Annotated in this window: 11 protein-coding genes; 8 read left to right on the forward strand and 3 right to left on the reverse strand. The window is 63.8% G+C overall.

The features are described 5' to 3' along the window. Window positions 1–680: Ldh family oxidoreductase (locus CWO89_RS29520; protein ID WP_130582101.1), on the reverse strand; the 680-nt coding region annotated here is incomplete at its 3' end. Window positions 681–893: 213 nt separating this feature from the next. Here CWO89_RS29520 and CWO89_RS29525 point away from each other — a divergent pair. Beyond that, entirely contained in the window at window positions 894–2,117 is a 1,224-nt protein-coding gene (locus CWO89_RS29525; RefSeq protein WP_130582102.1) for an ABC transporter substrate-binding protein, read from the forward strand. Between the two features lie 124 nt (window positions 2,118–2,241). After that, on the forward strand, window positions 2,242–2,847 hold the full coding sequence (locus CWO89_RS29530) for a helix-turn-helix domain-containing protein (protein WP_130582103.1): 606 nt from the start codon (window positions 2,242–2,244) through the stop codon (window positions 2,845–2,847). A 165-nt stretch (window positions 2,848–3,012) separates the two neighbouring features. On the opposite strand, the gene CWO89_RS29535 is transcribed toward CWO89_RS29530, so the two are convergent. Continuing rightward, on the reverse strand, window positions 3,013–3,213 hold the full coding sequence (locus CWO89_RS29535; protein WP_130582104.1) for a hypothetical protein: 201 nt from the start codon (window positions 3,211–3,213) through the stop codon (window positions 3,013–3,015). Between the two features lie 212 nt (window positions 3,214–3,425). Between CWO89_RS29535 and CWO89_RS29540 the strand changes: the two genes are divergently transcribed. From CWO89_RS29540 to CWO89_RS29565, 6 genes are all read left to right on the forward strand, one after another. Continuing rightward, the gene (locus tag CWO89_RS29540; protein WP_130582105.1) at window positions 3,426–3,746 is read left to right on the forward strand and encodes a hypothetical protein; all 321 of its coding nucleotides are present in this window, start codon (window positions 3,426–3,428) and stop codon (window positions 3,744–3,746) included. 235 nt (window positions 3,747–3,981) lie between these two features. Beyond that, window positions 3,982–4,722, forward strand: a complete 741-nt coding sequence (locus tag CWO89_RS29545) for an outer membrane protein (protein ID WP_130582106.1) — start codon at window positions 3,982–3,984, stop codon at window positions 4,720–4,722. Between the two features lie 279 nt (window positions 4,723–5,001). Continuing rightward, window positions 5,002–7,146, forward strand: coding sequence for a methyl-accepting chemotaxis protein (locus CWO89_RS29550; protein WP_130582107.1), 2,145 nt, complete (start codon window positions 5,002–5,004; stop codon window positions 7,144–7,146). Window positions 7,147–7,342: 196 nt separating this feature from the next. Then, entirely contained in the window at window positions 7,343–8,404 is a 1,062-nt protein-coding gene (locus CWO89_RS29555) for an MBL fold metallo-hydrolase (protein ID WP_130582108.1), read from the forward strand. Between the two features lie 258 nt (window positions 8,405–8,662). Beyond that, window positions 8,663–9,892 carry a 5-aminolevulinate synthase gene (hemA, locus tag CWO89_RS29560; protein WP_130582109.1) on the forward strand — a complete coding sequence of 410 codons (1,230 nt, stop codon included), beginning with the start codon at window positions 8,663–8,665 and terminating at the stop codon, window positions 9,890–9,892. Between the two features lie 116 nt (window positions 9,893–10,008). Then, entirely contained in the window at window positions 10,009–13,518 is a 3,510-nt protein-coding gene (locus tag CWO89_RS29565) for a PAS domain-containing hybrid sensor histidine kinase/response regulator (RefSeq protein ID WP_130582110.1), read from the forward strand. Window positions 13,519–13,521: 3 nt separating this feature from the next. Here CWO89_RS29565 and CWO89_RS29570 read toward each other — a convergent pair whose 3' ends face one another. After that, entirely contained in the window at window positions 13,522–14,259 is a 738-nt protein-coding gene (locus CWO89_RS29570) for a class I SAM-dependent methyltransferase (RefSeq protein WP_130582111.1), read from the reverse strand. Window positions 14,260–14,344 lie beyond the last annotated feature (85 nt).

A 14,344-nucleotide genomic window follows, 5' to 3' on the forward strand; every position in this document is an offset into this window, starting at 1 on the left:
CCGAACGGAAGCTGCGCGCCGGCCAGCGCCTGGGTCGGATCGCTGGTCGGCGTGCCGTCCGGTCCAATGGCCCAGCCGTCGGGCAATGTCTTGCCGTCGCGAAGCCGAAGCTGAATCTCGCCGCGGGCGCTGGCGCTCGACGCCTGATCAAACACGACCGGAGGCTCGCCGTTTCGCGGCCAGGCGAATGCCATGGGGTTGGTGCCGAACAGCGGCTTTGTGCCGCCGGCCGGCGCGACATAGGGACTGGCGGCGACAAAGGCGAAGCCGACCAGGCCGTGCTCCGCCAGCCGCTCGACCTCCGGCCAAAGCGCGGCGACGTTGAGCGCGTTGTTCACCGCCATCGCCGCGATCCCCATCTTCTTGGCGAGCGCGGCGAGCGGCTCCGCGCCGCGCTCCAGTGCCAGCGGCGAGAAACCGTATTTCGCATCGACCTTGATCACAGCAGGCGCAAGTACCGACAGTTCAGGCTCGGCGTCCGGCGACGCCTGACCTGAGTGCAGCCCGTTCATATAGAAGGGCAGCCGGAACAAGCCGTGATGGCGGCATTCGTCCCGCTCGGCCATGGTCACGGTGTTCGCAATCGCATTTGCATGTGATGCACTAAATCCTTGCGCAAGCAGCGCGGCCTTGGCTGACCTGTGCACGTCAGCCAACGACATCAGGACGGCGTCCGACATCCCCTACTCCTGTTTCTCTCAGCTTTTTCGGCGCGAGGGGCCGGCCTAGCTGCGTTGAGAATTTTGCATATCATGCAAATTACGTCCAGACTATTTCGTAATCGGCAAATGCCGATAATTTAATCCTACACTGAAGTGCATGATATGCAAAAATTGTGCGGCGAGATCGCGCAAACGCCGTTCCCCGCCCAGCGAATCCAAAGGAGAAGCAAGATGCCGTCACTGACGAAATTCCTCAGGCTTGCAGTCGTGCCGATCGGCCTGGTCCTGGCCATGCAGCAGGGCCGGGCCGCCGACCCGGTCGTCTCGGACGACTTCGTCAAGATCGGCATCATGAACGACCAGTCCGGGCTCTATGCGGATCTGGCCGGTCCGGGCTCGGTGGTTGCGGCGAAAATGGCGATCGAGGAATTCGGCGGCACTATCCTCGGCAAGAAAATCGAGCTCGTCTCCGCCGATCACCAAAACAAGGCCGACATCGGCGCAGCAAAGGCGCGCGAATGGTTCGACCGGGATGGCGTCGACATGGTCGCCGACTTCTCGAACTCGTCGGTCGGCTTTGCCGTGCAGGCCCTGGCGAAGGACAAGAACAAGATCGCCATCATCATGGCGGCCTCTTCCGATTTCACCGGCAAGGCCTGCACCGCCACCTCGGCGCAATGGGTCTACACCAGCTATTCCAACGGCTACAGTCTCGCCAGGACGATGACCGATGCCGGCGACAAGAGCTGGTTTCTCCTGACGGTCGATTACGCATTCGGCCACGCCTTCGCCAACGATATCCGCAAGGCGGTGACCGAAGGCAGCGGCACTGTCGAAGGCGAGGTGCGCCACCCGCTCAACACCGCCGACCTCAGCTCATATCTGCTGCAGGCGCAATCCTCGAAGGCCAAGGTGGTGGCGCTGGCGAGCGCCGGCGCCGACATGGCCAACGCGATCAAGCAGGCGGCGGAATTCGGCATCAACAAGAGCAAGACCTTCGTGGCGCCGATCGTCTTCATCACCGACATCCATGCGATGGGCCTCGCCAGCACCCAGGGCCTGCGCTTCGTCTCGGCCTTCTACTGGGACCGCAATCCGGAAACCCGCGCCTGGTCGGAAAAGTTCTTCAAGCTGCACAAGGCCATGCCGACGATGACGCAAGCCGGCGTCTATTCGGCGGTGCGCCATTATCTTCGCGCGATAGAAGCGGCCGGTACCGATGAAGCAATTGCGGTGATGGCGAAGATGAAGGAGCTGCCGGTGGATGACATCTTCACCCACAATGGCCGGGTCCGCGAGGACGGGCTGCTGATGCACGACATGTACCTGATGCAGGTGAAGCAGCCCCAGGAATCCAAGGAGCGGTGGGACTATTACAAGATCCTGGCCACCTTGCCGGCCGACAAGGTATTTCCGCCCTTGGAAGCGAGCGCGTGCCCGCTGATCAGGAAGTGACTTGCACATTATGATACGGCGCAAGCCGGAGCTTGCGCCGTATTTACCGCTGATCTTGCGCCCGATGCAAATCACCTCTAGAGCAGGTCCCGGTAAGCCATCACGATAGCTTTCGGGAGGGGCCATGGATCAGGCACGGCTGATCGCCCGGCAACTTGGAGCGCGAATCCGTAAAGCGCGCACGGATCGGAAGCTCACGCTGCAGGCGCTCGGCAACGATACCGGCCTCTCGGCGGCCTATCTCTCGCGGGTGGAGCGCGGCGAGGCCGCGATGTCGATTGCCAATGTGATCCTGATCGCGACCCGGCTGAACATTCCGCTGCGTGACCTGTTCGAGGATTCCGGCGACGTCCAGGCGCCCAAATATTACACGATCTCGCGCCGCCGCCAGCGCGAGACTTCTCCGCCGCACTCCGCCAACGGCTATGACTATCACTGGCTCTCGGGCGACCTCGCAGACCCCAAGCTGAGCGCCTTCGTGCTCGATTTTCCGGTCACCTCGGACCTCGACATCAAGCTGCTTTCCCATGAGGGCGAGGAAATCCTCTACGTGCTCGAGGGCAGGATCGAATTTCAGATCGGCGAGGAACGCTTCGTGCTCGACCAGGGCGATTGCGTCCATCTGTTCGGCGACCGGCCGCATATGGGCCGCAATGCCGGGCTTGGACCGGCGCGATTATTGATGGTCGCCACGCCCCCGGACGTGATCGAGCATCATTCGGAAGCCTAGATTCTTGTTTTGACGCGTTTTCTTCACGCGAAGCGGTGTCCGCTTCGCTCGAAAACGCTCTTGAACATGATACGGAAGTGGAAACCTCTCCCTCGCGACGAGCGCAAAGCGTCTGCGCGGAGACCATGACCCGATTCCGTCTGATCGGATCATGATCCAGTTCGATCAATCGGCCGCAAGCGCACAGGACACGCAAGCGACCGCAGCCAGCGACAGCTCGTAAGCCGAGCCTTTCGTAGATCGATGGGTCATCAGCAGACCGGCTGTGATCACCACCACTGCCATATAAAACGCGAACATGGCGCCGATCAATTTCCAGTCGATTCGGCAAGCGTCGGGTGTGAGGCTTTCAATCAAGCTGCGCATGATCTCCTCCTCATCAGGAATCGGCGTGCGGTATAACTTGCTTCCGCGATGGGCTATGTGATCTGGTTCACAAACCATCCGAATGGAGCGCCACTAAAGCGTGATGAACCGTCATTCCGCTCTATCTTTTGTGTGAGCATGATATTCCCGCAGACGCTTCGAAAGCTGGCGCCTACTTTTCCGGATCATGTTCCGGTCCGAACGAGGTATCGATGACCGGCCCAGAGCTGAAAAAGCTCCGCGAGCATCTCGGCGAGGCTATTGGCCGGCCACTCACGGCGGCCGACATGGCGAAGCTGTGCGGACTGAAGGAGCCCGAGGGCGCCAACACCGTCCGCCGCTGGGAGGTGACGGGACCGAGCGCGCAAGTCGCCGATCTCCTACGCGTGCTGGCGATGGCCAGCGAGCACTATCCGATCCTCGAGAAGTTCAACGTGTTCGACCGCTATGACGTCCCGGAGAAGGAACGGCCGGCGCGCAAGGCTCAATTCCGCGAACAGATGCGCGAGGACGTCCGGCGCCGGCTTGGTTAAGCAAGTCTTGCCCGGTTAGGAATGGCTTCCGCAAAGCTTGCGCACCCAAGCGCAAATTAAGCCTTCCTTCACCCTTCCTTAAGCCGCCGTTAAGCACAAAAAACAATTACCGGCCAATAGGTTGGATTATCGACCGCGATCGTCCCCCGCTGACATCATTTTATTCAAATGCGGTCTTTACTCGCCCCAGGGGGCGCTGCGCGCAGCGTCTCGTTTGTATTTTCGAGGACTGGAAATGAAGAAGATCCTGCTCGCAACCGTTGCCCTCATGGCGTTCGCCGCAGCCGCGCCGGCATTTGGCGCCGATCTCGGCGCCCGCCCTTACTACAGCAAAGCCCCGGCGCCGGTTTACGCCGCGCCGATCTACAACTGGACCGGCTTCTATGTCGGCGGCCATATCGGCGGCGCCTTCACCAGCAGCGACAACTTTAATGGCTTCGCGCTCAGCGACCGCAAAACCCGCTTCCTCGGTGGCGTCCAGGTGGGCGGTGACTGGCAATTCCACCCGAACTTTCTGGTCGGCGTCGAAGGTCAGTATTCCTGGCTCGGAGGCGACCAGGTCAGCGCGGCGTTCCCCGGCGGCTTCGTCTACAACAACGACCAGCGCGGGATCGGCTCGATCACCGGCCGCGTCGGCTGGACCTGGGGCCCGGGCCTGATCTACGCGAAGGGCGGCTACGCTTACTCCGACAACAATGAGACGCTGAGGTTCGGCGGCGTCCCGGTCGGATTCGCGCTAAGCGACCGCCACCGCAACGGCTTTACCGTCGGCGGCGGCATCGAATACATGTTCGCGCCGAACTGGTCGGCCAAGGCCGAATATCAATTCTACGATTTCGGCGACAGCCGCTTCGTCGCGCCGGCCCCGCTGGTGCCGTTAGGCAGCTTCCACAATGACGAGCACACCGTGAAAGCCGGCATCAACTACCGCTTCAATTTCGGCAGTTTCGGCGGGCCGGTGGCAACGGGCTACTGACCGCGATCCAAGAAATCTGAACAAGAGATCTGAACAAGAGATCTGAAAAAGGCCGGCATCTCGCCGGCCTTTTTTTGATTCTCGAGAGGTTGTAGGCGCGGGTTTCCTGCAAGCACTGCGTGATCAATTCCGACGTGCGGTACAAAGCTACTTCAACGCCGCCATGCGCGGCAAAAATTGCACCGCCGCACATTCGGGTTCCCGATTTTGTTAACCCGCCATCGCGATACTGCCGCGCGAGGATTCAAGCTCAAGGACAGTGACTGCGGGGGCAGGTAGATGGCGTTACGATTCCGCTTCGGTAAATTGAAACTTAAAGGCATCCGCCGCCCGCGATGGGGCGTCAGGGGCAGCCTGTTCGCGGCGTTCGCCGTCATCGCCGCCATGGCGATCGTGATCAGCGCGGGCGCTGCCATGGTGTTCGAACAGCTCGGCAAGACCATGGGCGACCTCTCCGGCCGCGACATCCCGCGGCTTGCCGCCAGCCTGCAATTGTCGGCGCAAAGCGCGAGCCTGGCGAGCCAGGGTCCGGCGCTGCTCGCCTCGCGCACCGAGGAGGCGCTGAACGAGCGCTCTGCCAAGATGAAGGAAACGCAGAAGCAGGCGCTGCAGAAGCTCGACGAGATCATCAAGCTCGGCGCCGACAAGGCGATCGGGAAAGCGCTGACCGAGACGGTCAAGAACATCGACGACGTGATCCAGAGCCTCGGCTCGGCCGCGCGCGAGCGGCTGGAAACGGCGGCGTTGCACGACAAGCAGTATGAAACGCTGCGCAAGGTGCAAGCCGAGTTCGTCGCGGCCTCGGCGCCGGCGATGATGGACGCGCAGAGCCAGCTCCATGCCATCCTCGGCGCGGCCGAGCCGTCGTCCGACGACGCAAGCAGCGCCGCACGCGTCGTCGAGCAGCTCGGCGATGTGATCGCCAGCGGCAACCTGATGGCCTCCAACATGGCCGCAGCGCTGTCGGCGACCAACAGCGACACGCTGGAAGCGATCGAGAAGGATTTCAAGCGGGTGCTCTCGCAGACGATTTCCAATCTGGAGATGCTGCCGAAGAATTCCGGCACCAAGGCGCTGGCCGATGCCGCCGCAAAGCTGCAGACGCTCGGCCAGGGCAAGACCGGCGTGTTCAAGGTCCGCCAGAAGGAATTGGACGCCACCGATTTCGGCGAGACCATCCTGGAGGAGACCCGCAAGCTCAATATTGGCCTCGGCATCAGCGTGCAGCAGCTCGTCGACGGCGTGCGGAAGGCGACCGATGCGTCCACCAGCCAGGCGCAACAAGAGATTTCGTTTGCGACCATGGTGATGCTCGCGCTCGGCATCGGCACCCTGATCGGCTCGATCCTGTTCGTCTGGCTCTATGTCGGCCGCAACATCCTCAAGCGGCTCAAGGGCCTGCAGGACTCGATGCAGCGGCTGTCGGCCGGCGATCTCGACACCGAGATCCATCAGAGCCGCCAGGACGACGAGATCGCCGCGATGGGCAACGCGCTGACGGTGTTCCGCGAAAGCATGATCGAGGGCCGCGCGCTCTCGGCCGAACAGGACAAGGACCGCATCGCCAAGGCTGAGCGCGCCTCGCGCATGGAAGCCCGCATCGTCGAATTCGAATCCACCGTCCGCAGCGCCCTCGACAGCCTGCAGAACGCCGCCAGTTCGATGCAGTCGACGGCGCAGAGCATGTCGGCGACCGCCGACCAGTCCAGCGCGCTGGCGAACACGGTCGCCTCCGCGGCCGAGGAGACCTCGGTCAACGTGCAGACGGTGTCCGCGGGCACCGAGGAGCTCTCTTCCTCGATCGCCGAGATCGGCCGCCAGGTCGTGACCTCGGCCGAGATCGCCCGCAAGGCGGTGGACGAAGCCGGCCAGACCGACGTCACCATGCAGGGCCTTGCCGAGAACGCCGGGCGCATCAGCGTGGTGGTCGACCTGATCCAGACCATCGCCTCGCAGACCAACCTGCTCGCGCTCAACGCCACCATCGAGGCGGCGCGCGCCGGCGAAGCCGGCCGCGGCTTTGCCGTGGTCGCCTCCGAGGTGAAGAGCCTCGCCAACCAGACCGCCAAGGCGACCGACGAGATCCGCCAGCAGATCGTCAGCATGCAGGAGGTGACGACGACGGCGGTTTCCGCGATCCGCAACATCAGCAATACGATCGGCGAGATCAACGACGTCACCACCGCGATCGCCGCCGCGGTCGAGGAACAGGGCGCGGCGACGCGCGAGATCGCCCGCAACATCCAGCACGCGGCCGGCGGCACCAGCGAGGTCTCAAGCAATATCGTCGGCGTCAGCAGCGCCTCGGCGGAAGCCGGCACCGCCGCCGGCGAGGTGCTGAACGCCTCCAGCGAATTGCGCCGGGAGGCCGAGGTGCTGCGCGCCGGAATCGACGCGTTCCTGTCGAATATCCGCGCGGCGTAAGGAACCGCCGCCACCCCGGGAACAACTGTAGCCCGGATGGAGCGAAGCGTAATCCGGGGCCGTCTCGCCCCGGATCACCAATCCCGGATTGCGCTTCGCTTCATCCGGGCTACGGGATATTCATGCCCATTATCCGAACCGGCATCTGCTTTTTTGAGCTAGCGCCGGGCGGCCGGTACCGCTAAGCCGGTAGGCGATGCATTCGAAAACAGACAGCGTGCAGTCCTCGGCGGAGGCACTGCGATACCCCTTCGAAAATCACCCCGGCCCGGACCAGGTCGTGGAAGTGATGCCGGGCGTGCTCTGGGCGCGGCTGAAACTGCCGTTCCGCCTCAACCACGTGAACATCTACCTGCTCGCCAACGGCGACGGATGGACCATGATCGATTCCGGCTTCGGCAACGAGGAATCGATCGCAGCCTGGACCACGCTGTTCGAAGGCCCGCTCAAGGGCGTGACCATCACGCGGCTGATCGTGACCCATTCGCATCCCGATCATGTCGGGCTCGCCGGGTGGATCATCGAGCGGTTCGGCTGCCCACTGTACATGTCGCAGGTCGAATACCTGCAGTCGGTCTATCACCAGAACCGCGGCACCGCCGAACGATTGACCGCGCAACGTCTGTTCTTCCGCCGTCATGGCATGGACGAGGACCTGACCGACAAGCTGCTCGGCCGCGGCCAGGATTATCTGAAGCGGGTCTCGGTGCTGCCGGCGTCCTACCGCCGGCTGACCCATGGCGACGAGGTCGTCATCGGCACGCGGCGCTTCAAGGTCATCACGGGCGGCGGACATGCGCTCGACCAGGTGATGCTGTATTGCGCCGCCGACAAGCTGTTCCTCTCCGCCGACCAGGTGCTGAGCAAGATCTCGCCCAATGTCAGTGTCTGGGCCGTCGAGCCCGAACAGAATTCGCTCGGCGAATATCTGGCCTCGCTGGCGAGCCTCACCACGACGCTGCCCTATGACGCGCTGGTGCTGCCCGGCCATGGCGTGCCGTTCTACGGCCTGAAGACACGGATCAAGCAGCTCGCCGACCATCACGAGGAGCGCTGCGGGCTGATCGCCGAGGCCTGCCGGGAGACCGCCAAGACCTCCAAGGAGCTGGTGCCGGTCGTGTTCCACAAGCACGTGCTGGATGCGCACCAGATGGGATTCGCCGCCGGCGAACTGATCGCCCACGTCAACTACATGCTGGTCGAGGGCCGGCTGACGGCCGAGGCAATCGACGGCGTCCTTCGCTTCCGCACCACCTGACGCTACGCTCCGGTTCGGCTGATCCGGACAATTACGGGCATCGTGCGATTGCGTAACGATGCGGCCCGCGAAGCTATTGGCGCGCATTCCAGCGGCCGGTCTAGGTCGTTGATCCACATCAACATTTGCCGCGCTTCCATGGACAATCTGTCCAATGTCTGGTGCATGCCCAAACATGGGATAGCGGATAGACATTAGAGATTGAAAAGCTCTAAGAAGAGGTGGCCGCCCCGGCCGGGTCCTGCTCCAGGTTTGCCGATGGATTACAGCCAGTTTTTCAGCGCCGCCCTTAACCGCCTCCATGACGAACGGCGCTACCGCGTATTTGCCGACCTCGAGCGGATCGCGGGCCGCTTCCCGCACGCGATCTGGCACTCGCCGAAGGGCCAGCGCAATGTCGTGATCTGGTGCTCCAACGACTATCTCGGCATGGGCCAGCATCCCAAGGTCGTCGGCGCCATGGTCGAGACCGCGACTCGCGTCGGCACCGGCGCCGGAGGCACCCGCAATATCGCCGGCACCCATCATCCGCTGGTGCAGCTCGAAGCCGAACTCGCCGACCTCCACGGCAAGGAAGCATCGCTCCTGTTCACCTCCGGCTATGTCTCGAACCAGACCGGCATCGCGACGATCGCAAAGCTGATCCCGAACTGCCTGATCCTGTCGGACGCGCTGAACCACAATTCGATGATCGAAGGCATCCGCCAGGGCGGCTGCGAGCGGAAAGTTTTCCGCCACAGCGACCTCGCGCATCTGGAGGAGCTGTTGCGCGAGGCCGGTCCCGACCGGCCGAAGCTGATCGCCTGCGAAAGCCTCTATTCAATGGACGGCGACGTCGCGCCGCTCGAGCAGATCTGCGACCTCGCCGAGCGCTATGGCGCCATGACCTATGTCGATGAGGTCCATGCGGTCGGCATGTACGGGCCGCGCGGCGGCGGCATCGCCGAGCGCGACGGCGTCATGCACCGTATCGACGTGCTCGAAGGCACGCTGGCGAAGGCGTTCGGCTGCCTCGGCGGCTATATCGCCGCCAAGGCCGAGATCATCGATGCCGTGCGTTCCTACGCGCCGGGCTTCATCTTCACGACCGCGCTGCCGCCGGCGATCTGCTCGGCCGCGACCGCTGCGATCCGCCACCTCAAGACCTCGAGCTGGGAGCGCGAGCGCCACCAGGAACGCGCCGCCCGCCTCAAGGCGATCCTGAACGCGGCCGGCCTGCCCGTGAAGTCGAGCGACACCCATATCGTGCCGCTGTTCGTCGGCGACCCCGAAAAGTGCAAGCGCGCGACCGACATCCTGCTCGAGGAACACGGCATCTATATCCAGCCGATCAACTATCCGACCGTCCCCAAGGGTACCGAGCGGCTGCGGATCACGCCATCCCCCTATCACGACGACGGCCTGATGGACGGCCTCGCCGAGGCCCTGCTGCAGGTCTGGGAGCGGCTTGGGCTGCCGCTCCGCAAGCGGTCGATGGCGGCAGAATAACCCTAACGACGCGACATCAGGAATTGGAACGGTATCGTACGGTGCGCCGCCCGTGCGATGCCGTTATACTGCCCCTTCACGGCCCGCTCTGAGGCCGGGAAGGGAGATGAGCAGCGATGCTGCACGACTGGGGCGTCATCGCCGCCGCGTTCGGCTATATCGGGTTCCTGTTCTTTGTCGCCAGCCGCGGCGATCGTTCGCTGCCGACGAAGCGCGGTCGCGCGGGCATGGTGATCTACCCGCTGTCGCTCGCGATCTACTGCACCTCCTGGACCTTCTTCGGCTCGGTCGGATTTGCGACCCGCACCAGCGTCGACTTCCTTGCGATCTATGTCGGCCCGGTCCTGATGATCGGCTTGTGCACGCCGCTGCTCCGCCGCGTGATCGGGCTTGCCAAGTCGCAGAACATCACGTCGATCGCCGACTTCATCGCCGCGCGCTACGGCAAGAGCCAGGCGGTGGCCGCCACCGTGGCGCTGATCGCGATCATCGGCTCGGTGCCCTATATCGCGCTCCAGCTCAAGGCGATCGCCTCCTCGCTGGAAACGATCCTGACCGAGGACAGGGCGTTTTCCTCGGTCCCCATCCTCGGCGACATCGCGCTGGTGGTGATGCTGGCGATGGCCGTATTCGCGGTGCTCTTCGGCACCCGGCAGGCTGATGCCACCGAGCATCAGCACGGCCTGATGCTGGCGGTCGCGACCGAATCCATCGTCAAGCTGGTGGCGTTCCTCGCCGCGGGCATCTTCGTCACCTTCTGGATGTTCTCACCGACCGAACTGATCGAGCGCGCGATGAAGACGCCGGAAGCGGTGCGCGCGATCGAATATGTGCCGTCGGTCGGCAATTTCCTGACCATGACGCTGTTGTCGTTCTGCGCGATCATGCTTTTGCCGCGCCAGTTCCATGTCAGCGTGGTCGAGAATTCAGGCCAGGAGGAGGTCGGGCGCGCGCGCTGGCTGTTTCCGCTCTATCTCGTCGCGATCAACCTGTTCGTGATCCCGATCGCGATCGCGGGGCTCGTGACCTTCCCGTTCGGCGCCGTCGACAGTGACATGTATGTGCTGGCGCTGCCGATGGAGGCCAACGCGTCGCTGCTCAGCGTCGCCGTCTTCATCGGCGGGTTGTCGGCGGGCACCGCGATGGTGATCGTGGAATGCGTGGCGCTGTCGATCATGGTCTCCAACGACATCGTGCTGCCGATGGTGTTGCAGCGAAGCCGCGAAGCGCTCGCCGGGCAGAAGGATTTCAGCGACTTCCTGCTGAGCGTGCGCCGCTTTGCGATCTTCGGCATCATGGTGATGGCCTATTTCTATTATCGCGCGCTCGGCAATACCCAGCTTGCCGCGATCGGGCTGTTGTCGTTCGCGGCGATCACGCAGCTTGCGCCCGCCTTCTTCGGTGGGCTCTTGTGGCGGCAGGCGACCGCGCGCGGTGCTATCGCCGGCATGGTGGTCGGCTTTGCCCTGTGGATCTACACGCTGTTTCTGCCGAGCTTCCTGGAGAGCAGCACCACGGGGCTGATGCTGCTGCAGCACGGCCCCTTCGGCATCGAGGCGCTGCGGCCGCAGGCGTTGCTCGGCACCGACCTGCCGCCGCTGCTGCACGGGGTGCTGTGGAGCCTGTCGCTGAACATCTTCACCTACCTCGTGTTCTCGCTGGCGCGCGAGCCGACCTCGATCGAACGCCTGCAGGCCGACCTGTTCGTGCCCCACACCTTCACGCCGATCGCGCCGAGTTTCCGGCGCTGGCGCACCACGGTGACGGTGCAGGACATCCAGAGCACGGTGGCGCAATATCTCGGGCCCGAGCGCGCCGGCCTCGCCTTCGAGGCGTTTGCGACCGAACGTGGCGGCAGGCCCGACGCGTCGGCGCCCGCCGGCCTCGAATTGCTGCAGCATGCCGAGCGCCTGATCGCGTCCTCGATCGGCGCCGCCTCCTCGCGGCTCGTGATGTCGCTGCTGCTCCGCAAGCGCACGGTTTCGGCGAAGGCTGCGCTGAAGCTGCTCGACGATTCCCATGCGGCGCTGCATTTCAACCGCGAGATCCTGCAGACCGCGCTCAATCATGTGCGCCAGGGCATTGCGGTGTTCGACGCCGATCTGCAACTGATCTGTTCGAACCGCCAATTCGCCGAGATCCTGGCATTGCCGGCGCATCTGGTTCAACTCGGCATCCCCTTGTCGGAAATCCTGGAGTTCATGGGCGCGGTCAATCCGTCAGGCTCCGGAGACGCCCAGATCATGCTGGAGAAGCGGCTCGCCGCCTACACCACCGAGGGCGAGCCTTACCTGGAGCGGCTGCCCGACCGCCACATGGTGATCGAGGTCCGCACCAACCGGATGCCCGGCGGCGGCTTCGTCATCACCTTCTCCGACGTGACGCCGAGCTTCGAGGCGGCCGAGGCGCTGGAGCGCGCCAATGCGACGCTGGAAAAGCGCGTGCGCGACCGCACCGAGGAACTCACCCGCCTCAATTCCGAGCTGGCGCTGGCCAAGAGCGCCGCCGAGGATGCCAACATTTCCAAGACGCGATTTCTCGCCGCCGCCAGCCATGACATCCTGCAGCCCTTGAACGCGGCGCGGCTTTACGTCACGAGCATGGTGGAGCGCCAGCAGGGCGGCGAGGATTCCCGCCTGGTCGAGAATATCGACGACTCCCTGGAAGCGATCGAGGAGATTCTCGGCGCGCTGCTCGACATTTCGCGGCTCGATGCCGGTGCCATGACGCCGTCGATCAGCCGCTTCAAGATCGGCGATCTCATGCGTTCGCTCGAAATCGAGTTTGCGCCGATCGCGCGTGCCAAGGGGCTGGAGCTGGCCTTCGTGCCCTGTTCGCTGGCGGTCGAGTCCGACCGTTCGCTGCTCAGGCGGCTATTGCAGAACTTCATCTCCAACGCGATCAAATATACGCCGCGCGGGCGCGTGCTGGTGGGCTGCCGGCGTCGCGGGAAGTCGCTCAAGATCTGCGTCTACGACACCGGCGTCGGCATTCCCGTGCTCAAGCGCGGCGAGATCTTCAAGGAGTTCCACCGCCTCGAACAGGGCGCGCGGATCGCGCGCGGCCTGGGGCTGGGGCTGTCGATCGTCGAGCGGCTGGCGCGCGTGCTCAACCATGGCATTGCGCTCGATGCCAATACGGGCGGCGGCTCGGTGTTCTCGGTGACCGTGCCGGTCGCAAAAGCCATCAACCATACGGGTCCCGTGACCAGCGCAACGCCGCTCGCCAAGACCCCGATCAGCGGCGCGCTGATCGTCTGCATCGAGAATGACCTGACGATCCTCGATGGCATGAAGACGCTCTTGACCGCCTGGGGCGCCGAGGTGATTGCGGTCGCCGATCCCGAAAGCGCGATCGGTGCGATCGAGGCCGCGGGCGGGCGCGTCACCGGCCTTCTGGTCGACTACCATCTCGACCGCGGCAACGGCGTCGCCGCGATCCGCGACATCCGCCGCCGCCTCGGCGAGGGGCTGCCCGCGATCCTCATCACCGCCGACCGCAGCCCCCATGTCCGCGCCGCCGCACGCGAGGAAAACATCGCCGTGCTCAACAAGCCGGTGAAACCGGCGTCACTCCGCGCCTTGCTCGGACAGTGGCGGACCCAACAGATGGTCGCGGCGGAGTAGATCTCAGCGGGCCTGCCGCTGGGCCGTGACAATCAACATCATTGGCCGCTCCAGCTCCTCAGCAAGATCGCGCATTGCGGCAATCTGATCGGGTGTCGGAGCAAATTCCTCGACGTGCCGGACCTCAAATCCGACGCCGATCAGCATATTCAGTGTCGTTCCGATCCTGCGATGATACTTGATCACGCCATCCGCAAACCAGTTCGTCTTGCGTGGCCCCTCAAGCGCGTATGCATCGACTGGCCACGTCTTGCGCCCCTCCTGATCGGTGCGCCAGCCCGGGTTACTCGAAGCCATATAGATTGGATGCTCTATGGTGAAGACGAAACGCCCGCCCGGCCCCAACGCATGATAGACGCTGCGCACGAGCCTCTCGAAATCCTCAATGTAATGTAGGGCCAGCGAACTATAGGCAAGGTCGACCGAGGACGGCGGAAACTCGACCCGTTCGAGATCGGCGATCCTGTATTCGATGCCGGCATCATGGGTAGCCAGCCTCGCGCGGCCGATCATGTTCTCGGAGAGATCGAGACCAAGCACATGCGCAGCTCCCTGCGCGCGGGCCCATCTCGCAAACCAGCCGAAGCCACAGCCGAGATCGAGGACGCGCTTGCCGGCCAGATCGGGGAGTTGCGCGCGGACCGCCGGCCATTCTGGCGCGCCGTCAGGCCCGCGCACGGACCGCGGCAAAGTGGTGTAACCGGCAAAAAAGACAGGATCGTCGTAGATGTTTTGGGCCAACAGGCTCTCCATCGATGCCGCCGGGCAGATGCGTAGGGTGGGCAGAGCGAAGCGTGCCCACCACCACGGGCGGGATGCTTGATGG

It is taken from the genome of Bradyrhizobium sp. Leo170 (genome assembly GCF_004296405.1).
In the GTDB taxonomy this organism is placed as follows: Bacteria; Pseudomonadota; Alphaproteobacteria; order Rhizobiales; family Xanthobacteraceae; genus Bradyrhizobium.

Coding starts and splice junctions, on each gene's coding strand:
- CWO89_RS29525 (WP_130582102.1), top strand. CDS start 894: ATGCCGTCACTGACGAAATTCCTCAGGCTTGCAGTCGTGCCGATCGGC.
- CWO89_RS29530 (WP_130582103.1), top strand. CDS start 2,242: ATGGATCAGGCACGGCTGATCGCCCGGCAACTTGGAGCGCGAATCCGT.
- CWO89_RS29535 (WP_130582104.1), bottom strand. CDS start 3,213: ATGCGCAGCTTGATTGAAAGCCTCACACCCGACGCTTGCCGAATCGAC.
- CWO89_RS29540 (WP_130582105.1), top strand. CDS start 3,426: ATGACCGGCCCAGAGCTGAAAAAGCTCCGCGAGCATCTCGGCGAGGCT.
- CWO89_RS29545 (WP_130582106.1), top strand. CDS start 3,982: ATGAAGAAGATCCTGCTCGCAACCGTTGCCCTCATGGCGTTCGCCGCA.
- CWO89_RS29550 (WP_130582107.1), top strand. CDS start 5,002: ATGGCGTTACGATTCCGCTTCGGTAAATTGAAACTTAAAGGCATCCGC.
- CWO89_RS29555 (WP_130582108.1), top strand. CDS start 7,343: ATGCATTCGAAAACAGACAGCGTGCAGTCCTCGGCGGAGGCACTGCGA.
- hemA (WP_130582109.1), top strand. CDS start 8,663: ATGGATTACAGCCAGTTTTTCAGCGCCGCCCTTAACCGCCTCCATGAC.
- CWO89_RS29565 (WP_130582110.1), top strand. CDS start 10,009: ATGCTGCACGACTGGGGCGTCATCGCCGCCGCGTTCGGCTATATCGGG.